This is a genomic window from Polymorphobacter megasporae (assembly GCF_018982885.2).
Lineage (GTDB): Bacteria > Pseudomonadota > Alphaproteobacteria > Sphingomonadales > Sphingomonadaceae > Polymorphobacter_B > Polymorphobacter_B megasporae.
Genome location: NZ_CP081849.1, coordinates 669,864 through 689,981, shown reverse-complemented (window position 1 = coordinate 689,981; position 20,118 = coordinate 669,864). Strand labels below are relative to the sequence as shown.

Genomic DNA, 20,118 nt, shown 5'->3' with positions numbered 1-20,118 from the left:
TCGAATGGTCGATGTCGACGAGGACCGCGTCGATCGTCCCCAGTCGCGCCCTGACCTCCGCCTACTTAGCGTCGGCGGCCTCACGCTCGCCCTCATCGGATAGCCTAAACAAATTGATCGCCGCGCCGCTCAGCACCATGACGATCGACTGCAGCGCGCTAAGCCGCCGCGATCCGGCGACGGCGAGCGATTTCACCGTGATCAGCACCGCATCAAGGGCAAGGATGAACAGCAGTGTTAGCGTGTAGGAGACCGTCGCGCGGGTCGATGCGATACATAAATCGTCGTTTACCTTAGGCCTCAATGCGCCATCTGCGATCATCCGTCGCCGTTACTATTTCTGGAGATGCTGCCGCTATTTATCCTGACAAATTCGCCTTCCGCTCACCCGTCTCGGTCTTCGATCGATTCAAGCCTGGCGCTCACATGCGCATCTGATTGCTGACGACCGCCCGACCGCTTCACCGATGCTCTACGGACATAATCGTCAGCGCTTCGAAACCTGAGCAGCAGTGTGATCATTCCGGCGGTCCCACCCGCCCATTGACAAGTTCGCGATCAGCGAATGCGTTAACTACTCATTAGCTTGTCTCTGAGTGGAGAGGGTTTAAGGAGTCCTTACCGAATTATTAATTCCAGAAGGGGTCTGTATGCGTAGCCTGTTTCACACCACCACGATCCTCGCCATGTTCGCCGCTATCCCGGCAGGTGCAATGACGATCGCGTCGTCTACCAATGGCCCTGACGCCGGTGTTCCGGCTGGCCAACGCCTGATCACCAACTTCGATACGGCTGCCGGGCTCGGTGGCGGTTATCAGCTGACCACGGGCTCATTGAGCGGCCAATACGCCGCGCCGCTTGGCGACACGACCCAGTATCTGACAGTCCTCGGCGGCCAGATTGCCTCACTGGCGATCTCGCCTGCGGTCAAGGCCCTGAGCTTCTACTGGGGCTCGATTGACAACTACAATACTGTCAGTTTTTTCTCGGGATCGGCCCTTGTCGCATCTTTCACTGGCGGCCAGGTTCCCGCAGCCCCGGCCGATGGTAGCCAGGGCTCGCCGACGAACAACCGTCGCGTCAGCTTCGCCTTCGACGGCGCTGCCATCGACCGCGTAAACTTTGCGTCTTCGAGCAACTCGTTTGAACTCGACACCATCGCGGGCGCAGTCCCCGAACCCGCATCGTGGGTCATGCTTGTTGCCGGTTTCGGGCTCGTCGGTGCCGCCGCGCGGCGCCGCAATCCGGCCGTCGTTGCCGCTTAATCAATCGTCGGGCCGCAGCGGCGTTGCTGCGGCCCGACATTTTTGTTTCACGAGGGAAAGCGTTTCTGGACTTGCAAACGCGGACGACCCAGAGAGGTTGCTGCCGGACAAGAAAGCCGATAGCCCGGCGGCGGAATGGCCGAGCGCATCGAATGCTGATTCCGACGCTTAAGTGTTACCTGCGACCAAGACCGCGCCGATCGTCACGGCGGCGTTGATCAGCGTCGAGTGAATGAAGCTGCGATCCTCGGTAACATTGTATGTAACATGAAGCGCGATAGCGACCGCGCCGGCGCCCTTCATTGCACCGAACAGGACCAGTACAAGCGCCAGCTCGAGCCCGAGGCCTTTCTTCCCCGTCGCGGCGATGACAACAGTATTCATCTGCTCGTCAATCAACTTGGCCGCGTCGGCGGGCACGTGCTGCACGATCGCACGCATCTGGGTCGCGATCGCGTTGGGATCGGTGACGAGGTCATAGGTCAGCATAAGCACGCCGGGCGGAAATCAACTTCAGAAACCCGCGATAGGCGACCCCGGCGGAGATCAGTCCAAGATTGGCTTTGCCAGACCCTTTGTACACGCGAAGCAGTGTCGACCCCAACCCTTCAGCAGTAGTGCAGCGGGAGAGGGGGATGGCTCGACACGAATGCCACACTGAAGACCGCTGAGATCCGGCGCAGCGCACTGCGTTCGTAATGTCTATGGTGGGGGCATTCGCCGCAGCGAAACGGACTTGTCGCCAGCAGCTGTTTAGCATGTATAACCGTGCTGCTCTAACCGGCGTGGCTCAAGCGCCAGGAATACCCAAAATGAATGTCGAACCTCGGGCGAATACATTGGACGTCCGGACGCAGATTAGAAGGCCGAATGATGAGCAGGCGATGGGTTGTCGGTTTGACGTCCGTGGTGGTCCTCGCACTCGCGACTTTTGTGATAAATATGTGGATTGCTAAGGGACACAGCCCGCCGGCAGTCGACCCCAGCAAGACCGCTACACAGGCACCGATATTAAATTGATGCGGGCGATCGATATTGCAGACAGCCTGTGGTGCATTGGCTCGCGTCGGCTATCTCCATAGTTTAGTTGAATCGTGAATTTTTAAAACGGACATGAAACCAGCGATGGTCTCGTGCAGCGCTGTAACTGAATGCGACCCTTGCAGATATTCCCGGATATAGCGTGGCCGCTGCCCGACCATAAAACAGGTAGCATCGTGAGCAGGCGCATAAAGCGCTCAGCGGAGTGCAGCCCGACACACCCGCTCGGCGCGTCGTGCTCGGGATGCCGCTCTCGATCAACGGAGCGTCGTATACACCGAGACATTCTGGGCGATCACCCACGTGGGACACATGGCGGTCGACACATCGGACGCGTAAACGCTTAGAGAAGCGCCGACAGGCTCGTGATGACGGTTGCAAGGCCCGTCAAGAAAATTCCTTTGACAACAACTATGGCGCGACTCCTTTGGCGCGAGTGTTCTCATTATGTACTTTATAGGATGGAAGCCGGTGCGAAATCAATAAGGTCCGGGATGGCAATTATTCAGGCGAGTGAAAAGCAAGCGTCCGAAGCGCCTTTGCCGCAGCAAGATAGCGTCGGACGTAATAGATCGCCGTGGCGACGTAGATGATCTTGGCCCCCGACAAGGTCGGGGGTTGGCGATGAGCCGCCTGAGCGAAACGGCATTGGAAGACGAGTGTCACGCTAAGTCTCGAGAGCGTGCAAACTCAATCTTTGGAGGTAAGGAGCGATTATACCTGCCCGGCCGTTGGGCTGGGTGTTGCACGACCAACGAGGAGATGGACTATGGCAAAGATTGAAACGCTGCAAGAGCTCTACGTAGACGAGTTAGCAGATCTGTGGTCAGCGAACGACCAGATGGCTAAGGCACTTAAGAAAATAGCCAAGCACGCGACTGATCCCAAGCTGAAGGATATGCTTCAAGCGTCGCAGGACGGCATCGCCAAGCACACAGACGTGCTGAAAGCGCTTATCGAGGGGCAAGGCGAGAAGCCCAAGAAGGAGCATTGCAAGGGGATGGAGGGTCTTGCCGCCGAGGCGCTCAAGCACACCGTCGAGGATGCGCCGAAGTCAGGTCCGGTCTTGGATGCCGCGATCATCGCTCAGTACCAGCGTATGACGCACTATGGCATTACCGGCTTTGGCACGGTCGCCGCATTCGCGAAGGCACTTAAGCTTAACGATGACGTGGACAAGCTCGAGGCCGCTGTAGCGGATATGCACCGGGGCGACGACATGATGAGCGAGCTCGCTGAGTCGGCTGTCAATGTTGAAGCGGTCGAAGTCTGAAAATACCGAGGGCCGGGCGAATATTCGCCCGGCCCGATCGGCGACGTTTGCAGCACCTGAGCCGAAACGACCCAGGTGTCGACAGTCACGGTCCGTAGTCGGCTCGCCAATTTTAGCAATCCGGCCAGATTTAGTTTGATGCGCAGCGCGCTTTAGTTGCCGATGCTACGGCGGTTTCACCGCTGGCCACGACAATATCCAAAGATTTTTGACGTAGAGGTCGCGGTCGCCATTATGGACGCGAAACTGGCCACCTCGTCCGGCTCGAGCCGGGTCGCGCGACGTCGCGAAGAAGGCACAATAGACCGGTCCACACACCACTGTCGCCTTGGACTGGTACCACGTATCCATCCGGCGAGGGCCGCCTTGTCGGATCGTACGCATCCGGTGAGGGCCGCAGGCTCGCTGCTGCATGCTCAGGCGGCTTGAGCGATCGGAACGTTTGAGGTGTCGGATCGCCAGTTCCACGGGAGCAGTTCGGCGAGGCGCTGCTGTGGGAGTTCGGCGATGCGGCCGAGGACATCGGCGAGCCACGCCTGCGGATCGATATCGTTGAGCTTTGCGGTGACGATGAGCGAGTACATGAACGCAGCGCGCTGTCCGCCGCGGTCGGAGCCGGCGAACAGCCACGACTTCCTGCCGAGGGCGACACCGCGCAGGGCTCGTTCGGCGGCATTGTTGGTCAGGCAGATCCGTCCATCGGCAAGGAACCGGGTGAACGCGGGCCAGTCCTTGAGCATGTAGTTGATCGCCACCGCGACCGGATTATGCCGGGCAAGCGTCGCACGTTGCTGGCGCAGCCAGTGTTCGAGCTCGGTTACGATGGGCGTGACGAGTTCCTGACGCACGGCGAGCCGCTCTTCGGCGGTCTTGCCGCAGATCGCGCGTTCGATGTCGAAGATACGGTCGATCCGCGCCACCGCCTCGAGCGCCAATGGCGAGATCACCGGGGCAATGTCGGGCTTGCGCTTCACCTGGGTGGCGACGTCGGCGAGAACGAAGAACTTGCGCCGTGCGTGTGCCCAGCACAGCGCGCGGGCGACCTGCCCGGCGGAGCGGCCCGGCTTGAACAGCGCGTTGTACCCGGCATAGGCATCGGCCTGCAGGATGCCGTTATAGTGGGCCAGATGATCACGCGGATGCTCACCGCGCCGGTCGCGCGAGTAGTGGAACAGCGCCGCCGGCGGGGCCGGGCCGCCGAACGGCCGGTCGTCGCGGACGTAAGTCCAGATGCGGCCGATATCGGTCTTGACCTTAGCCAGCACGGGCACCGTGGTATCGTCGCCGTGCAGGCGCTCGGCGGCGAGGACGTGGGCCTCGATCAACCGATACAGTGGTTTAAGCGCGGCGGTGCAGGCGCCGACCTGGTCGGCCAGCGTCGACAGGCTGAGATCGACACCTTCATGCGCATAACGGTCGCGTTGCCGGTTTAACGGCTGGTGCTGCCCGAACTTCTCGAACAGGAGCATCGCCAGCATGCTCGCGCCGAACAGGCCTCGCGGGGTGACGTGGAACGGAGCCGGCGGCTGGCTGACGCGCTCGCAGGCCCGGCAGGCGAAGCGCTCGCGCACCGTCTGGATGACCTTCCACTGGCGCGGGATTACCTCGAGGGTCTCGGTGACATCCTCGCCGAGCTTCGACAGGCGGTTCGAACCGCAGCCGGCGCAGCAGGGAGGGCTCGGGATCACGACGCGCTCGCGCGGCAGGTGCGCGGGCAGCGGTTGCCGCGACGGCCGGGCGCGGACGAACGCGGTGACGGTCGTGGTCTTCGCTGCAGCATGAGCGGCGGCGGCTTCGTCGGCAGCGGCGGTTGCCTCGGCCTCCTCGAAGGCCAGCTCCATCTGGTCGATCAATCGCCGACTGCGCTCCGAACGCTGGCCGAACCGGTCGCGCTTGAGCATCGCGATCTGGAGCGCCTGAAGGGCGATGCGGGCCTCAAGGTCGGAGTTGATCGCGCGAGCGTTGGCGGCGTCGGCCCGGGCGACGGCGGCATCGCTTCGTGCCTCGTCAAGCGCCTGTCGGAGCGCAATAATATCGGCGGGAGACAACGCTTCCATCGCCCCCACAACATAGCAAAATCGCGAGGAACCGTGAAGCGTTTTGGCGTCGTCTGGCTTGGGAAAAGACCCTATCCCGCAGCGCTTGGCCGCCATGTATGCTGCGGGTTGCGCCAGTCGATGCCCTCCAACATGCACGCCATCTGCGACGCCGAGATCGCGACGACACCGTCGGTCGCGGAAGGCCAGACGAAGCGACCGCGGTCGAGCCGCTTCGCATAAAGCGACGTGCCGAGGCCGTCGTGCCACAGGATCTTCACTAGGCCACCGGTGCGTCCGCGGAAGATGTACAGGTCGCCCGCGTGCGGGTCGCGGCGCAGCCCCTGCTGCACCTGCAGCGCCAGCCCGTGCATGCCTTTACGCATATCGGTGTGACCGGTTGCGAGCCAGATCCGGACGCCGCCCGGGACCGGGATCACCGCGCCAGCGACCGCAGGACCGCCGTCACCAGCTTTGCCGGCGCGTCCGCTGCGATCCGCACGACAGAGCCACCGACCTCGACCAGCATCGCCGGCGGCGGTGATGATGCTGGCGCGACATCGCGGGCGTCGGCGCTGACAACGACCGGCGCAAAGCCCGCGCCCGCGTGGCCAGTGCCGTACAGGTCGCGACGCCACCGATAGATCTGGCTCGGTCGAACATCCGCGACCCGCGCCACCTCAGCGACAATCGCGTCGGGCGCAAACGCCGCATCGATCAAGGCCCGCTTCTGCTCGTCGCTCCACCGGCGACGACGCTCGACACCCGAATATACCGTGACCTGGCCCATCGCACCGTCGCTAACACTGGTGCAAACACCGTCGCTTGCACCAGTGCTACGTCACCGCAGCCGCCAAATCACTCAAGGCGGCCCTCACCGGAGGCGTACGTCGGATCGGCGAACGACCGGTCTTAAGAGCACTCGTATGAGCGCGCTTAGGAGTGGTCGATGGGCCAGATCACGGTGTTTTCGGGGCCGGAGCGACGGCGACGCTGGAGTGACGAGCAGCGGCTGCAGATCTTGACGGAGGCGTTCGCGCCAGGGGTTTGCGCCTCCGACGTAGCGCGGCGGCACGAGATTTCGACGGGGTTGCTCTACACCTGGCGCAAGAAGCTGGCAGCGCAGACGGCACCGTCTGCCGACGACCTGTCGGTTACCGGCTTTGCCGAAGCGATCGTGGTGGCGGACCCGGACGCGCCGCGATCGGGATCTGGTCCCGCGCTCGTTGTCGATCTCGGGCGCGGCCGGCGGATGACCATCTTTCCAGGCGCGTCGGCGGTCCTCGTGGCAGCAGCCCTGAGGGCGCTGCGGTGATCCCACCGGGCGCGCGGGTATGGATTGCGATGGGGCACACCGATATGCGCAAGGGCATGCAGGGTTTGGCGCTGATCGTGCAGCAGGCGTTGCGCCGGGATCCGTTCTCCGGCGACCTGTACGTCTTTCGCGGACGCGCCGGATCATTGGTAAAGATTGTCTGGCACGACGGGATCGGGATGTCGCTCTATGCCAAGCGGCTCGAGAAGGGCCGCTTCATCTGGCCATCGGCAACCGACGGGATCGTGGCCCTGACCGCCTCGCAGCTGGCGTGCCTGCTCGACGGGATCGACTGGCGTAACCCGCAGTATAGTTGGCGGCCGCAGAGCGCTGGATAAGCCGTTCGCCCCTGCATTTTGCCCTTGCAGGAAGGCGTGCCGGGTGATTCACTCGGCCTCGTGGTCACCGCCATTTCTGCTTTGCCCAACGATATGGAAGCGCTGCTGGCGTTCGCTACGGCAGCCGTTTTGCGGGCCGACGAGGCCGAAGCGAAGCTCGCCAACGCCAACGCACGGGAGAGCGCCACTGCGGCGCTGATCGCGCATCTCAAGCTGCAGATCGCCAAGCTGAAGCGCGAGCAGTACGGCGCCAGCGCCGAACGGACGCGCCGGCTGCTCGACCAGATGGAGCTGCAACTCGAGGAGCTCGAAGCCGACGCCAGCGAGGATGCCCTCGTCGCCGTAGCCGCGGCCGAGAAGACCGCCAGCGTCCGCAGCTTCGAGCGCAAGCCGCCCGTTCGCAAGCCGTTTCCCGAGCACCTGCCGCGCGACCGTGTCGTCCTCGTCGCGCCCTGTTCGTGCCCGACCTGCGGCGGCAACCGGCTGTCGAAGCTCGGCGAGGATATCACCGAGACGCTCGAGGTGATTCCGCGCACGTGGAAGGTGATCCAGACCGTGCGCGAGAAGTTCGCCTGCCGGGACTGCGAGACGATCACGCAGCCGCCGGCGCCGTTCCACGTCGTGCCGCGTGGCTGGGCCGGACCCAGCTTCCTCGCCATGCTGCTGTTCGAGAAGTACGGCCAGCACCAGCCGCTCAACCGGCAGGCCGACCGGTTCGCCCGGGAAGGCGTACCTTTGAGTATATCGACCCTAGCGGACCAGGTCGGTGCCGCCACCTTCGCCCTGATGCCGGTCTACCGGCTGATCGAGGCCCATATCCTCGCCGCCGAGCGCCTGCACGGCGACGATACCACGGTGCCGGTGATGGCCAGAGGCAAGACCGACACCGCCCGATTATGGATTTACGTCCGCGACGACCGGCCGTTCGCCGGTCCGGCACCGCCGGCGGCGCTGTTCCACTACGCCCGCGACCGGCGCGCCGAGCATCCGCGTGCCCATCTCGCCACCTGGTCGGGGCTCCTGCAGGCCGACGCCTATGCCGGCTACAACGAGCTTTACCGGCCGGGCCGGCTGCCCAGCCCCGTGGTTGAAGCGGGCTGTTTCGCCCACGCCCGGCGCAAGTTCTTCGAGCTTGCCGACGTCGAGGGCGCGGCGCGGAAGAAGAGCCGCGGCGAGCACGCCGGCTTGGTCTACCCGATCGCGCTGGAGGCCGTGCAGAAGCTCGACGCGCTGTTCGAGATCGAGCGCAGCATCAACGGGCGTCCTCCGGTCGAGCGCCTCGCAGTCCGCATCGAACATAGCGCGCCGCTGATGGACGACCTCCACAGCTGGCTGACCACTCAAGTGGCGAAGCTGTCGCGTAACCATGACCTCGCCAAAGCGATCAACTACATGCTGCGCCGGTGGCCGTCGTTCACCCGGCTCCTCGTCGACGGCCGGGTCTGCCTCAGCAACAACGCTGCCGAACGCGCGCTGCGCTGCGTGCCGCTCGGTCGCAAGGCCTGGTTGTTTTGCGGCTCCGATCGCGGCGGCGAGCGTGCCGCCGTCCTCTACACGCTGATCCAGACCGCTCGGCTCAACAATGTCGACCCCCAAGCCTGGCTCGCCGACGTCCTCGCTCGCATCGCGGGCCATTCGGCACAGCACCTCGACGAGCTGCTGCCGTGGAACTGGACGCCACCGACCGCGCTCGCAAAGGCCGCCTGATGGCCGCCCCATCAATGGTGTTCACCGCAAAGTTCGCGGCAAGCAGCTTTGGCGTCGATATCGAGGTCATCGAGGAGCTTGCCGAGCAGATGGAACCCGAAGATGGCCGCCTCAGCGTCATCGATGGCCTCGACGAAGCAGCCGAGTCCGTCACCGCGTTCACGCCCCGAGGCCTCGACTACCTCGGCGATCTCCTTGACGACCGCCGCATCGAGTTCATGAAAGACAGCTGACCCCGCCGCGGCCTTCGCCGGATGGATACGGTACCACTCGGTAGAAATCATGAAAACGTAGAGGATCGCTGGCGCTGCGACCTTATCGATCGTTCGGCTGAGACCGTTGGCGTCGATAAGCTCGTTGTTATCTCCGGCTATCCATGCCGCATCCATATCAAGCTGCGACGGCGACATGAGATGATAGGCCCGCATGTGCCATTCGCGAGCTGTTCCGGGCTGATTGCTCGCGATAAAACCGGCGACAGTGCGCGACGCGGCATACGGCCGGACTAACCGGTCGCCCATCAAGGAGCCAAACAAAATATAGGGACCCATGACGGCGGCGGCGTCGAGCGTGTCGAAGGGGGCTGCCGCCAGATCAGCCGCCGTGCGCGGTACCGACGCAGCCTAGCTTCGCCCGACGCTGCGGCGGTCGCAGTCGCATACCTGATACTCTCTCGACAGCGCGGTGAACAGCGCCACCTTATGCGTGGCATGGCGCCGATCGCCTGGTTAAAGGAGGACGGTAAACCGACCCCGTCCGCGACAGTGTCGGGCGATCACCCGATCGGCCGATAGCACGAAGGTACGGTCAGGAAACTCGACCGGCGCTTTCGCTGCTGATGCCAGACATGGTCACAACGATCAGAGCCAAAGCAGCGGCCTGTTGCCAGAATGTCGCGACCGGAAGTCTGCCGGTGCCCACTCCGCTGAGCGAGCACCGTCACGCCTGATCTAGCAAGTTGCAAAAGTCGAAACCTGACGCTTCTACAGACGGATGGCGACCCTACAGTCGACGCCCCGGCCCCGCTTAAACGACTAAAGGTCATGCGACTCCGCGACCGCCAAAGCCGCGTCTGCCACTTACAGTGATCGAAATAATAACCGTGTCGACGCTATGGTACGCGCAGGGAAGCGCCGCTACATTTTAGTCAGCGACGGGACGCCCCCCCAATCATGTCCTGTCGCTAGAGCCGCACGCACCCCCCCCGCGTGCGGCTCGTCCATCATTGCATAAAGATGCTGAGTGTGTACTATTTGTTATCGGCCTCGACCGTTAGAGCCGTCGCGCTAAGTTGAGGGGGCACCTGCGCGGCGGCTCGCCATTTGTGTTAAGGCGGGGCGCCGCCGCGCGGTAAGCAACTGGCGCGGCGGCGCATTATCGGTAGTCATGAGCGGACGTGCAGTAAGCGACGGACACGGCAGCTTATTGACCGTCCAACAAAACGGGTTTTTCACGTTCGGGTTCCGAAATGAAAATGGTTACCATGTCGTAACAACGTTTTGCGGAACTTGTGCTCGCGAGCGAAAGCGTAACGCGTCATCCCACGGTTCTTTCGGCGATCAATATTCCTGCCCTCGGCGCAGATTATCGCGGTGCTTGACGACGACCGTTGCAGGACGATCGCAAGCTCTTCTCCGCCGTACCGCGCGACTACATGAACGGGGTTGTCGACGCCGGCTTCGGTTGCTCATCCGACCGCTCGCTGGCAGTCGTCGCCCACCTGATGACCGAAAGCGTCGTTTAATTTCCTTGAAGTTGTCGATGTCGAGCATGATCAGCGACATCTCGAAGACCGACTGGACCGTTTCTGCCTATTCTTGCGCAAGTGTCGCGGCAAACGGACATAAACTTATCTCTAGGCTGAGCAGCATCTCATCGCGCTGCGTTTCATCGATCTAGCGCGTTCCATCCCTCCGGATTAGACTGTCGAACTGCGATAGGGTGTTGCGAAACGGGAACGCGATGGAACTGAACGATGTCGGCGCATCTGCGCGTACCGCCGAAATCGGCAGCGTTTCCGGTGCGGCACGGTCGCTTGGTCTGCCGAAGTCGACCGTCAGCCGAGCGCTGACGCGGCTTGAAGCCGACATCGGCGCCTTATTAATTGATCGTTCGACCCGGCATCTGCGACTGACCGATGCGGGAATGCTCTTTCATCCCTACGCCACGCGGCCACCGAGGCTTGGACCTGCGCCAGCCCCGGCTATCTCGCGGCATATGGGATACCGGCGAGCGTCGCCGACCTTTGTCGACACACGATGATCGGTTACGCCGATCGCCAAGAAACCTGGTCGTATCGCCGATCGTCAGGCAACGTCGAACACTTCAAATCTAGCGCCGCGCATGCCGTGTCCGACTCGATTGCCCTCGAAGCAATGTTGATCGCCGGCGGCGGTCTCGGCCGGCTGCCGGACTTCATCGCGCGGCGGGCGGTCGCCACGGGCGATCTGATGTGGCTGTTCCCCGAGACCACTGGAGACACGTTGGAGGGGCACGCACTCTACACTAGCCATCGCAGCCTTTCCGCGAAGGTCCGGGCTTTCATCGATGCTTTGATCGGGCATCTGTCGGGCGGTCAGGGATGCGAGGGGTCCTTCGTGGTTTCCCCTCTCGCCCGAATCCTCATGAAGCTTCGGGGACTTTGGGAGACTGACCGCTTCCAGGCGACGAGATCGCGAAAGCTGACGTCTGTTAAGCCAGCTGTGGTTGAGAAGACCCACGATCCGACATGCCGCCTCTGGTACACTGCTCTCAACTTCGGTTGTTCGTTCAGTTCCGATGTGGCAGGTCATGACACCAGTTTGCGAGTTGAGATAATCATGCGTCGCATCACTCCTCTCGTAGTCCTGTTGCCAGTCCTGCTGGCCGCAGCGTCGGCGCCCGTGCCGATGCCCGGACTCTGGGAGCATACTGTCGTTTATGTGATCGATGAGGTTAACGGCTCCTCGTTCATAGCCGACCAGGCGCAAAGCGTGCTGCCGTCCCCTCCCCCCTATCGGGCGTGCTATTCGGCTTCGGATCTGGCGGATCCGCGGAGCTTTCTGCTCGCCAGCAACGCCGTCCAGTGCCGCTTTTCCCGCGTTGCGATGGCGGACGGGAATATTACGGCAGCCGGCGAGTGCAAGGACAGCCGCTACCCTGCCCTCCGCGTCGACGGCTCAGGTACGTATGGCGCGAATGGCTATGACTTCAGCTTCGCGGGCGAGGCACAGTCCGGCGACATGACGGTCAGCTTCCGCGGTCGCGACAGCGGCCGCCGCGTCGGCTCATGTCCGGCCGGGGGCACGGGTCGGTGAGCATGTCGTCGCGCAACCATGCGACGCTGGTTTCCCGTCAGCTACTTCGATGCACCCTGCGAACTAGCGGCCAGCGCGCAAGGTGATCCGCGTCAGCTCGGACGGCACGCCGAGGCGCAGCGCAAAACCCGGCCACAGGGCCGTACCGTTGCTGACGTAGAGCATCATGCCGCCGACGTCGTAGCGTCCAGATACGAAGCCGCCATTGGCGCGCGCCACGATCTGGTCGAGGCCGCGGATCATGCCGCCGTGGGTGTGACCGGACAACTGGATCGCAACACCCAGCGCTGCAGCGTCCCGGGCGTTCTTCGGCTGGTGGTCGAGGAGCAGCACCGGTACGTCTCGAGGGGCGCCTGCCAGCGCGAGGTCGAGATCCGGCCCGGCCTGTCCCGCCGCGGGTGCCGACAGGTCGGTGACGCCAGCGAGAACGAGATCGGCACCGTCGCGGGAGAGAACCGCATGAGCGTTCGGCAACATGCGGAACCCCAACGCGCCCAGGTGGCGCATCCACGCGGGATAATCGAAGAAGTATTCGTGGTTGCCGGGAATCGCATAGATGCCGTGCGGCGCATGGAGTTGGCGGAGCGGTTCGACGTCGGCGCGGCGCATCGCGACTGATCCGTCGATGAAGTCGCCGGTCACGACGATAAGGTCGGCACCGGCGGCGTTCGCGCGTTCGACCACCGCGCGAACCCAACGCGCGGGGTACAGGCGGCTGACGTGAAGGTCGGTCAACTGGATCAGCCGATAGCCGTCGAACTGCGTCGGCAGGCCGTGGACGACGATCTCCACGTCCTTAAGCGGCGGCACCCGCAGCGCTGCGGCGACACCGATCGCGGCGAGCACTGCGGCGAGGCCGGCTATGGCATAGCGCAGGCTTTCGGGCTCAACGACCATCCTGCCGAGCACCAGCATCACCACCAGCGTGCCGAAATCGAGCATGAGCTGAAGAGCAGCGAGCAGCAGGATCGCGCCGAACGCCCAGTTGAACAGGATGACGACCGGCCTGGGAAACTCGGGCGCGAACACCGATCCGGACGAGAGCCGACACCACAGGTGATACTGCGACGCGCCGATCAGCAACGCCGCCAAAGCTGCATTGCCCCACAAAGGTAACCCGAGCGGCAACAGCCACCTGGCGATGACGAGGAGGCTGGGCACGGCGAAGATAAGGTGGAAGATCTCTAGTCTCCGATCGGTGGGCGGTTCCGGTGCCACAGCACGCCTTACCGTATGGGACTGGCGTAGCACACGCCTCTAAGAGCCTGAACGAAAAGTAGTTGAGCGATACCAGTAGGTTGTGATTCACCGTCGTTGTCGAGACGATAGGAGAAGAACTTGCCTTGGACTGATACCGCTCGCCGTCAGCATATGCGCAAGGGGGGGCGCTATCCAAGCGATTTACGGGATGCGGAATGGGCGTTGATCGAGCCGCTGTTTCCGGCAGCCCGCAGCGGCGGGCGTCGTCGCACGACCTGCCTTCGGGCGGTGATGGATGCGATCATGTATATTGCGTCGAGCGGTTGCGCCTGGCGGATGCTGCCCAAATGCTTTCCGGCGACGTCGACAGTGCGCGGCTATTTCTACAGCTGGCGGGATAGTGGGCTGCTGACGACAATCAACCACTTGCTGGTAATGGCAGCACGCGAACAGGCCGGCCGCGAGGCCTCACCCAGTGCTGGCGTTATCGACAGCCAATCGGTCAAAACAACGGAAAGCGGCGGAATTTGCGGCTATGACGCCGGCAAGAAGGTGAAGGGCCGCAAACGCCATATCATCACCGATACCTGCGGCTTTCTGGTGTTTATCCTGGTCCATGCCGCCGACATTCAGGACCGCGACGGCGCTGTCGATGTCCTCAAAGCCATCCGTTTCCGTTTCCCGTTCCTGCGCCATGTGTTTGCCGATGGTGGCTATGCCGGTGACAAACTCAAGGCCGCGCTTGAAGGCCATGGCAGCTGGACCCTCGAAATCATCAAGCGCTCCGATACCGCCAAGGGCTTTGTGCTTTTGCCCCGCCGTTGGGTTGTCGAGCGGACCTTCGCGTGGCTGGGCCGCTGCCGACGTCTCGCCAAAGACTGGGAGCGATCCATCGAAAGCGCCACGGCATGGGCAACCATCGCCAGCATCCGAATGCTCACACGCAGAATCGCAAGGCTCTCAACTCATTGATGTACTTTTGAATCGGGCTCTAAGTTCGAGCGCTTGATGCCACCCCGTGGGAGTGGCCAAACGCGGATCACACCGTTGATGATGAATAGGAAGCTTCAACGCAGGGAACGTGGAAAATCAGGGCCCGGCTGCGACCCCGTCAGCCATTTCTGTAAGGCAGTTGTCCCAGACTACGTCGAGCCCCGCGTTTGCCGCCATCTCGTAGGTAGCAACGCTTGGACAGTGGACTTACTGCTCCACAAGAGTTCGCTGGCCATCGTTTGCATCAACGATCGAGGCAGCAAGATCTCGGGATCTATCAAATCGAAGGCCGCCCATGCTCTCGTCTTGATCAAGAAACCTTCGGCGACCCCAGTTACTGGCGTTCCTGCGGTGTCATCCTCGAAGGAGTAGCCGTGGAGGCCGAAGTGGACATCATCCGGCGCGACTCCGCTTTCTTGCTATGACGCTTCATGCCGATCGTACTTGAAGATGCGCTCGGCGGCGCCATCGTGTCGCTGCCGGTGGAACCCGGCATACCGGTCGAATTGGCTGTGCCCGTCGATACCGTGCTCACCGAACTACTGATCGCACCAGGGCCCGTGGAGCTCGTTCTGGCTGAAGAACCGCCCGATGACGGTGCCGTCTGCGCGGATGCTGCAATCGCGATCAACATGGGACAGGCGGTAACTGCGATCAGGAGCTTCATGGTAGGGTTCCTCTAAATGCCTATAGACCATTTATTACGGCGCTGCTTATGTAGCTGCTGTTATAGTAAAACATCTCTCTTAGCCGACTGGGTGTTTGCTCTGCAGCGTCCGCCTGACCTTGCTGAGGGGATGTAAGGTCAGGCGTTTTGCGCTTACACGGTCACGCGCGGGCGGGCCAACCGTCTGTGTTGAGACGCGCAAAGATACCTGGCGTTCCATCATCGACAACCTGATTAGCACGCCGCTCCCGCAGCTAACGAGGTCCCACAATACTTAAAGCAAGCAGACTATCGAGTCATGTCCCAACGGATGCAATTCGCGATGCGCTTGTTTTTGAAGGGCGATAGGCAGCGCATGGACATTATTTATGTCTCATGACGGCACGATCGACATAAATAGGAATTAACTATGAGTGTGGCTTTTCCACACTATCCAAGTCACTGACCAAACGCTCTTATTTAAGCGCAGACGTCCTTGTGGGCTGGCGTCGGGGTAGGAGCACAGACGTGAAATATACTACGTTAGCCTCAGTCGCCGTCGTAGCAATCGCGACAGTAGCTGTACAGGCGCGGGCACAGAACTCTTTCGCTTTGGACTCGCTCACAGGGTTCGAAAAGATGGAATACGTGCCCCCTGTTCCGAGCGACTTCACGTCGGGCGGCACGGCGGCCGCTCCTCTCCTCGCCGACAGCATCGGCCAGCAGCGCCAACTCGCCACTTTCAAGCCAACCGCTACGGTGGTGAAAAGCTTCCAGGGCATCAGCCAGTACGATGTTGCCAGCTACGCCCGCAACTTCATTCCGCCCGACACGATGGGCGCTGTTGGCACGACGCAGTTCACTGAGTTCGCCAACGGCGGATTCGCCGTGTTCGGCAAGGACGGTACCGTGCAAAAAGCGACGTCGGACCTCGCTTTTTGGGCGGCAGCGGGCCAGACCGGGGCCAACGGCGACAGCCGCGTGCTCTTTAACAAGGCCACGAATCGCTGGGTCGCGCTGTCATTTGGCGCCAGTGTGTCCGACATCCAAATCGCAGTGTCGAATACCGCCGACGCGGCCGGTACGTGGCAATCGACCAAGTTCACTGGCTTTGCCGGTGGAACGGCCGACTATCCGACCCTCGCGATCGACAACAATGCGGTCTACATCGGCACCAACAACTTTAACTCCAGCGGTCAATTTAACGGGACGACGATGAACGTTATTCCATTGTCGAGCCTCGTCAGCGGTGCTGCCCCAACCACGGCCGGCATCAAGTCGTTCGACAATCCGTATGATCCAGCAACGGGTGGCGTCAATACACCGTATGTTGGCTATGCCATGCAGGGCGTGAATTCGACCTCGTCGAGCACAACAGGGAAGGTCGTTGCCGAGTCACTCTATACTTACACCGACATCGCTTATGACGTTAAGAACGCAGGAACCGCCGGGGCGACACTCGCGAACGGCACCTATCTCAATAATACTGCTTTTACCGATCCATCGGGTCCGGCGCGTCAGCCGAATGCGGTGCCTGACGCCAATCCGAACGCAGTCTTTACAAGCAATGACCGCGTCGTCGACAGCCTCGATGCTCGAATTGGCTCAAACGTTTACGAGGCGAAAGGCAAGATTTACAGCGTCCAGACGGTGTCCGACGACAATTCTGACACTTCGAAGGTCCGTCTGACCGTCATCGACGCAGCTACGAACAAGATTGTGTCGGAGACCGACATCGGTGACGGCGTCCATGACTATTTCGAAGGTTCGCTCTCGGTCAACGATCTCGGTCAGGTCGTCGTCGGCTACAATCGCTCGGGATCGGGTGCCGATGGCAAGATCAGCTTCTTCGAGCAGCAGTTCGGGACCTATTCGAACGGTATTCTATATACCCGTGGCGGTGCCCAGCTTCTGCAAGTTAGCCTGGTCGACGACTACCACAACGGATCGGTCGACGGTCAGGTCGCCTCCGGACGCCAGCGCTGGGGCGACTACAGCCAGGTCACGCTCGACCCAACCGATCGGACCAAATTTTGGCTGATCGGCGAATATGCCCGTGAGTATAACGATGCAGCCGGCGGGCATCTCGGCGGCACCGGCGGGTCGCGCTGGTCGACGTGGATTTCGGAAATCAATACGGCTGCCGTTCCCGAGCCGGCCAGCTGGCTGATGATGATCGCCGGGTTCGGGCTCGTCGGCATGATGGCGCGCCGTCGCAGCGGGTATGCGACCGCTTGATCCTAGCGACGAAGAACGACGGACGGGCGGGGCCGCGGCTCCGCCTGTTCGCATTTTTGTTGCCGCCCAGCTCTGAGGTTGCCGTCGAGACGACACAGATCCAGTGATCTTGGGCGGCATGAGCGATGTCTAAAACCGGATATTGGATGCAGGTGCTGCTCCCAAGTTGAAATTGGGGCCGGTACCTACTTGGCAGCTTTCGGGCGTGGAATGCACCATAGCTGCCGTACAAATACTTGCGGATCCTATGGCGGCTCCTGCTCCAGTAGCGGACGCTCGCTTGCCTCCCGCGTCATTGGGTAGAAAATGGTATGGACCCTTTCGCACCCCCGCCCGTAATAATGACGCGTTATTGCTTGTTGTGAGCACGGATTTTATCACGACGGAGCCGAGCATGATCATTTCGATAATTGCTGCTGTGATTGCGGCCGCCGCCGGTGCCACCAAAATAGACCGCGCGGTTCCCAGCTACGATCACGTGTACGTCATCATCGAGGAGAATAAGGACTACAAGCAGATCATGGGCGAGAACGCCGCGCCCAATATTTCGCGTCTGGCGGCCACCTATGGCACTGCCACCCAATTCTATGCCGAAGTCCATCCGAGCGAGGCAAATTACGTCGCGCTGCTGGGAGGCGACACCTATGGCATCCATGACGACGATGCATTCTATTGCAGGCCGGGTCCCTCCGATGATCCCAAATGCGCCGGATCAACCGGACCAGGCTATGTCGACCATACCATTCGCCAGCCGCATCTTGGCACGCAGCTGGAAGCGAGCGGACGCGACTGGAAAGGCTATTACGAAACCCTGCCGGCACCCGGCTCGACGGTCGTCACGGCTGGCGACCCGACGGCGACCAACGGCCTGAAGACCGCAGCGCTTTATGCCTCTAAGCACTCAGGGTTTATCAACTTCGCGAGTGTTCAGGCAGACCCGCAGCGCGCCCGCCATATTGTCGGCTTCGATCAGCTGGAGATGGATATTGCTGCTGATCGCCTCCCGGCTTTCGCTCTTATCGTGCCTAACCAATGCAACGAGATGCACGGACTGCACGGCGACGGCGTCCCTGCCGACTGCGACGGATCCCTTGACCTCGCTGGCCTAATCCGCCGCGGTGACACGGAAGCTGGTCAACTTGTAGCCGCGCTGCAGGCGACCAAGGCGTGGAGGTCGCGTGAGAACGTCGCAATTATAATTGGTTTCGATGAAGGTGCAGGTCGCACCCGCGAAGGCTGCTGTGGCGTGACGCCAGGCGCGATCTCTAACTTTGGTGGCGGCCACATCCCAATGGTGGTGATCACCAACCATGGTCCTCGCAGCGTTTCTGACTCGACGCCGTACAGCCATTACTCTCTGCTGCGAACACTTGAGGACGCATTCCGCTTGCCCGCCTATCTCGGCCATGCGGCGGACACCGCCGCGGGAGTCGTGCCAATGACCCCGTTGTTCGCCGTCGATGGAGCCAAACGCTAGATAAGAGCGCGGCTCCCGAGCTGAGGTGATGACCTCGAAGGCGCACAGGTATCCAGCTCCGACCCCGATCGGTACGGACGGTTCGAGAGCGCGCGGTGTGGACGGCGTGCGGGCCTGTGGAAACGGCGGCGAGTCCCTGTACGCGGAAACGGGGCTCAGGCCCGCCACACGCCCGCCCGTTGCGGTATACCGTCTTGATTGTTCAAGACTGGCGCTGTGGCAACGGCGCAGCCGGTTATGGCCGTACCCTGACCATCAAGAAGCGACATTTCCGGATTTTGATCCGGTCACGACTACCGGCTGACGACCAGCACTTCGAACGACCCCGGGATTGCCTTTGGCCGCTGTCCCGCTTCGGCCGGCGCAAATCGCGCGCCAGGTAGGTAGACGTTGCCGGTCGCCGGGTCGGCGGCACCGGTGCGTGACCCCTTCTGCGTCGACACGACCCCGACGCCGCTTGGCACGACCGTCGTATCGATGACGGTCAGCGCACCGTCGCCGCCGGTTGGGACGTAGGCGCGGTCGCGCGGGCCGTCGTAGATCACGGCGTCGGGGCGCGACCCGATGGCGATGTCAGCAAGCAACCGGCCCGATCTCGCCTCGACCACCTTGGCGTGGCCATTGGCGCACGCGGAGATCAGATAGCCCTGCTTGGTCAGCGCGAGCCCGCCTGGGTCTTCGCAGCCAGTGAGTTGGATCGTGCGAACGACGGCCTTGCGCGCGACGTCGATCACCACCAGCTCGCCCTTGTCCTCGACGTTGACGTAGAGCGTGCCCTTACCGTCGACCGCCGCCGATTCGAGCGCGCCCGCTACCGCGACCTTGCCGACGAGTGCCTTCGTCTTCGGATCGATCACCGCGACGCCGCCGCCCGCGTTGTCCATCACCAGCAGCATCCCCGTCGCGGGGTCATATGCGGCGGCGTCGGGCTTCGTGCCCGTCTTGATGTCGGCGACAATCGCTCCCGAAACCGCGTCGAACAGTAATGCCCCGCCACTGATCGTGCTCGTGACCATTCCGATCGTGCTGCCGGGCACCGTCACCGCGCCGTGTGTCCGCTGCGCCGCGACTAAGCGCGGATTTACCGCTCCGGTTGCGAGATCGATCGTCATCACGCCATCGGAGCGTGAGACGAGCATCGTCCTGCCGTCGGCGCTGACGTTGACATAATCCCAGCCGCCGTCGGGGCCGGGGATGCGCTTGCTGACGATCATGCCGGGGTCGGCAGCGAGCACCGGTGTCGCGAACAGCATCAACAGGGCACTGGCAGTTATACGTCGCATAATTAGCATC

Annotated in this window: 20 protein-coding genes and 1 pseudogene; 12 read left to right on the top strand and 9 right to left on the bottom strand. The window is 62.1% G+C overall.

Going from position 1 to position 20,118, the window contains the following annotated elements; translation table 11 throughout:
* Positions 1–61: 61 nt before the first annotated feature.
* Positions 62–322, bottom strand: a complete 261-nt coding sequence (locus KTC28_RS21360) for a hypothetical protein (protein WP_216710770.1) — start codon at positions 320–322, stop codon at positions 62–64.
* A gap of 328 nt (positions 323–650) precedes the next feature.
* Between KTC28_RS21360 and KTC28_RS21355 the strand changes: the two genes are divergently transcribed.
* Entirely contained in the window at positions 651–1,265 is a 615-nt protein-coding gene (locus KTC28_RS21355; protein ID WP_219773845.1) for an Npun_F0296 family exosortase-dependent surface protein, read from the top strand.
* 168 nt (positions 1,266–1,433) lie between these two features.
* Here KTC28_RS21355 and KTC28_RS21350 read toward each other — a convergent pair whose 3' ends face one another.
* A complete protein-coding gene (locus KTC28_RS21350; RefSeq protein ID WP_216710771.1) occupies positions 1,434–1,754 on the bottom strand; it encodes a YhjD/YihY/BrkB family envelope integrity protein in 321 nt (106 codons plus the stop codon).
* Positions 1,755–2,807: 1,053 nt separating this feature from the next.
* Positions 2,808–2,972 carry a hypothetical protein gene (locus KTC28_RS21345; RefSeq protein ID WP_216710772.1) on the bottom strand — a complete coding sequence of 55 codons (165 nt, stop codon included), beginning with the start codon at positions 2,970–2,972 and terminating at the stop codon, positions 2,808–2,810.
* 103 nt (positions 2,973–3,075) lie between these two features.
* Between KTC28_RS21345 and KTC28_RS21340 the strand changes: the two genes are divergently transcribed.
* Positions 3,076–3,579, top strand: coding sequence for a YciE/YciF ferroxidase family protein (locus KTC28_RS21340; protein WP_216710773.1), 504 nt, complete (start codon positions 3,076–3,078; stop codon positions 3,577–3,579).
* Positions 3,580–3,995: 416 nt separating this feature from the next.
* Here the strand turns inward: KTC28_RS21340 and tnpC (KTC28_RS21335) are convergent, their stop codons facing one another.
* The 3 genes from tnpC (KTC28_RS21335) to tnpA (KTC28_RS21325) form a co-directional block, all read right to left on the bottom strand.
* The gene (tnpC, locus tag KTC28_RS21335) at positions 3,996–5,636 is read right to left on the bottom strand and encodes an IS66 family transposase (RefSeq protein ID WP_216711668.1); all 1,641 of its coding nucleotides are present in this window, start codon (positions 5,634–5,636) and stop codon (positions 3,996–3,998) included.
* Positions 5,637–5,707: 71 nt separating this feature from the next.
* A complete protein-coding gene (gene tnpB, locus KTC28_RS21330) occupies positions 5,708–6,055 on the bottom strand; it encodes an IS66 family insertion sequence element accessory protein TnpB (protein ID WP_216711667.1) in 348 nt (115 codons plus the stop codon).
* The gene (gene tnpA, locus KTC28_RS21325) at positions 6,052–6,405 is read right to left on the bottom strand and encodes an IS66-like element accessory protein TnpA (protein WP_216711666.1); all 354 of its coding nucleotides are present in this window, start codon (positions 6,403–6,405) and stop codon (positions 6,052–6,054) included. Before tnpA (KTC28_RS21325) ends, tnpB (KTC28_RS21330) begins: the two co-directional genes overlap by 4 nt.
* A gap of 159 nt (positions 6,406–6,564) precedes the next feature.
* On the opposite strand from tnpA (KTC28_RS21325), the gene tnpA (KTC28_RS21320) reads away from it, so the two are divergent.
* The 3 genes from tnpA (KTC28_RS21320) (at position 6,565) to tnpC (KTC28_RS21310) (ending at position 8,975) form a co-directional block, all read left to right on the top strand.
* A complete protein-coding gene (gene tnpA / locus KTC28_RS21320; RefSeq protein ID WP_216711646.1) occupies positions 6,565–6,930 on the top strand; it encodes an IS66-like element accessory protein TnpA in 366 nt (121 codons plus the stop codon).
* A 29-nt stretch (positions 6,931–6,959) separates the two neighbouring features.
* Positions 6,960–7,268 (top strand): IS66 family insertion sequence element accessory protein TnpB, encoded by a 309-nt coding sequence (tnpB, locus tag KTC28_RS21315; RefSeq protein WP_216711647.1) that lies wholly within the window; start codon positions 6,960–6,962, stop codon positions 7,266–7,268.
* A 93-nt stretch (positions 7,269–7,361) separates the two neighbouring features.
* Entirely contained in the window at positions 7,362–8,975 is a 1,614-nt protein-coding gene (gene tnpC / locus KTC28_RS21310; RefSeq protein ID WP_255602537.1) for an IS66 family transposase, read from the top strand.
* Positions 8,976–8,986: 11 nt separating this feature from the next.
* On the opposite strand, the gene KTC28_RS21305 is transcribed toward tnpC (KTC28_RS21310), so the two are convergent.
* Positions 8,987–9,526 carry a hypothetical protein gene (locus KTC28_RS21305; RefSeq protein ID WP_223132330.1) on the bottom strand — a complete coding sequence of 180 codons (540 nt, stop codon included), beginning with the start codon at positions 9,524–9,526 and terminating at the stop codon, positions 8,987–8,989.
* 1,058 nt (positions 9,527–10,584) lie between these two features.
* Between KTC28_RS21305 and KTC28_RS23085 the strand changes: the two genes are divergently transcribed.
* From KTC28_RS23085 to KTC28_RS21295, 3 genes are all read left to right on the top strand, one after another.
* Entirely contained in the window at positions 10,585–10,719 is a 135-nt protein-coding gene (locus tag KTC28_RS23085) for a hypothetical protein (protein WP_255602536.1), read from the top strand.
* Positions 10,720–10,937: 218 nt separating this feature from the next.
* On the top strand, positions 10,938–11,237 hold the full coding sequence (locus tag KTC28_RS23385) for a LysR family transcriptional regulator (protein ID WP_216711643.1): 300 nt from the start codon (positions 10,938–10,940) through the stop codon (positions 11,235–11,237).
* Positions 11,198–12,271 carry a LysR substrate-binding domain-containing protein gene (locus tag KTC28_RS21295; protein ID WP_255602651.1) on the top strand — a complete coding sequence of 358 codons (1,074 nt, stop codon included), beginning with the start codon at positions 11,198–11,200 and terminating at the stop codon, positions 12,269–12,271. The genes KTC28_RS23385 and KTC28_RS21295 overlap by 40 nt, the downstream gene beginning before the upstream one ends.
* Before the next feature lie 63 nt (positions 12,272–12,334).
* On the opposite strand, the gene KTC28_RS21290 is transcribed toward KTC28_RS21295, so the two are convergent.
* Positions 12,335–13,453: a metallophosphoesterase gene (locus KTC28_RS21290; protein ID WP_223132379.1), complete on the bottom strand. Its 1,119-nt coding sequence runs from the start codon at positions 13,451–13,453 to the stop codon at positions 12,335–12,337.
* A 156-nt stretch (positions 13,454–13,609) separates the two neighbouring features.
* On the opposite strand from KTC28_RS21290, the gene KTC28_RS21285 reads away from it, so the two are divergent.
* The 4 genes and pseudogenes from KTC28_RS21285 (at position 13,610) to KTC28_RS21270 (ending at position 18,825) form a co-directional block, all read left to right on the top strand.
* On the top strand, positions 13,610–14,443 hold the full coding sequence (locus tag KTC28_RS21285) for an IS5 family transposase (protein WP_216711713.1): 834 nt from the start codon (positions 13,610–13,612) through the stop codon (positions 14,441–14,443).
* Positions 14,444–14,895: 452 nt separating this feature from the next.
* Positions 14,896–15,147 carry a hypothetical protein gene (locus KTC28_RS21280; RefSeq protein ID WP_216711502.1) on the top strand — a complete coding sequence of 84 codons (252 nt, stop codon included), beginning with the start codon at positions 14,896–14,898 and terminating at the stop codon, positions 15,145–15,147.
* Between the two features lie 2,099 nt (positions 15,148–17,246).
* Positions 17,247–17,348: pseudogene (locus KTC28_RS23530) on the top strand (PEPxxWA-CTERM sorting domain-containing protein); the annotation flags it as partial.
* Positions 17,349–17,742: 394 nt separating this feature from the next.
* Positions 17,743–18,825 carry an alkaline phosphatase family protein gene (locus KTC28_RS21270; protein ID WP_216711501.1) on the top strand — a complete coding sequence of 361 codons (1,083 nt, stop codon included), beginning with the start codon at positions 17,743–17,745 and terminating at the stop codon, positions 18,823–18,825.
* Between the two features lie 293 nt (positions 18,826–19,118).
* Here KTC28_RS21270 and KTC28_RS21265 read toward each other — a convergent pair whose 3' ends face one another.
* Positions 19,119–20,108: a YncE family protein gene (locus KTC28_RS21265; RefSeq protein WP_216711500.1), complete on the bottom strand. Its 990-nt coding sequence runs from the start codon at positions 20,106–20,108 to the stop codon at positions 19,119–19,121.
* Positions 20,109–20,118: the final 10 nt, after the last annotated feature.

What these genes read in the sequence shown, in the direction of transcription:
- KTC28_RS21360 (WP_216710770.1), bottom strand. Translation starts at nt 322, where the DNA reads ATGATCGCAGATGGCGCATTGAGGCCTAAGGTAAACGACGATTTATGT.
- KTC28_RS21355 (WP_219773845.1), top strand. Translation starts at nt 651, where the DNA reads ATGCGTAGCCTGTTTCACACCACCACGATCCTCGCCATGTTCGCCGCT.
- KTC28_RS21350 (WP_216710771.1), bottom strand. Translation starts at nt 1,754, where the DNA reads ATGCTGACCTATGACCTCGTCACCGATCCCAACGCGATCGCGACCCAG.
- KTC28_RS21340 (WP_216710773.1), top strand. Translation starts at nt 3,076, where the DNA reads ATGGCAAAGATTGAAACGCTGCAAGAGCTCTACGTAGACGAGTTAGCA.
- tnpC (WP_216711668.1), bottom strand. Translation starts at nt 5,636, where the DNA reads ATGGAAGCGTTGTCTCCCGCCGATATTATTGCGCTCCGACAGGCGCTT.
- tnpA (WP_216711666.1), bottom strand. Translation starts at nt 6,405, where the DNA reads ATGGGCCAGGTCACGGTATATTCGGGTGTCGAGCGTCGTCGCCGGTGG.
- tnpA (WP_216711646.1), top strand. Translation starts at nt 6,565, where the DNA reads ATGGGCCAGATCACGGTGTTTTCGGGGCCGGAGCGACGGCGACGCTGG.
- tnpB (WP_216711647.1), top strand. Translation starts at nt 6,960, where the DNA reads ATGGGGCACACCGATATGCGCAAGGGCATGCAGGGTTTGGCGCTGATC.
- tnpC (WP_255602537.1), top strand. Translation starts at nt 7,362, where the DNA reads ATGGAAGCGCTGCTGGCGTTCGCTACGGCAGCCGTTTTGCGGGCCGAC.
- KTC28_RS21305 (WP_223132330.1), bottom strand. Translation starts at nt 9,526, where the DNA reads ATGGGTCCCTATATTTTGTTTGGCTCCTTGATGGGCGACCGGTTAGTC.
- KTC28_RS23385 (WP_216711643.1), top strand. Translation starts at nt 10,938, where the DNA reads ATGGAACTGAACGATGTCGGCGCATCTGCGCGTACCGCCGAAATCGGC.
- KTC28_RS21280 (WP_216711502.1), top strand. Translation starts at nt 14,896, where the DNA reads ATGCCGATCGTACTTGAAGATGCGCTCGGCGGCGCCATCGTGTCGCTG.
- KTC28_RS21270 (WP_216711501.1), top strand. Translation starts at nt 17,743, where the DNA reads ATGATCATTTCGATAATTGCTGCTGTGATTGCGGCCGCCGCCGGTGCC.
- KTC28_RS21265 (WP_216711500.1), bottom strand. Translation starts at nt 20,108, where the DNA reads ATGCGACGTATAACTGCCAGTGCCCTGTTGATGCTGTTCGCGACACCG.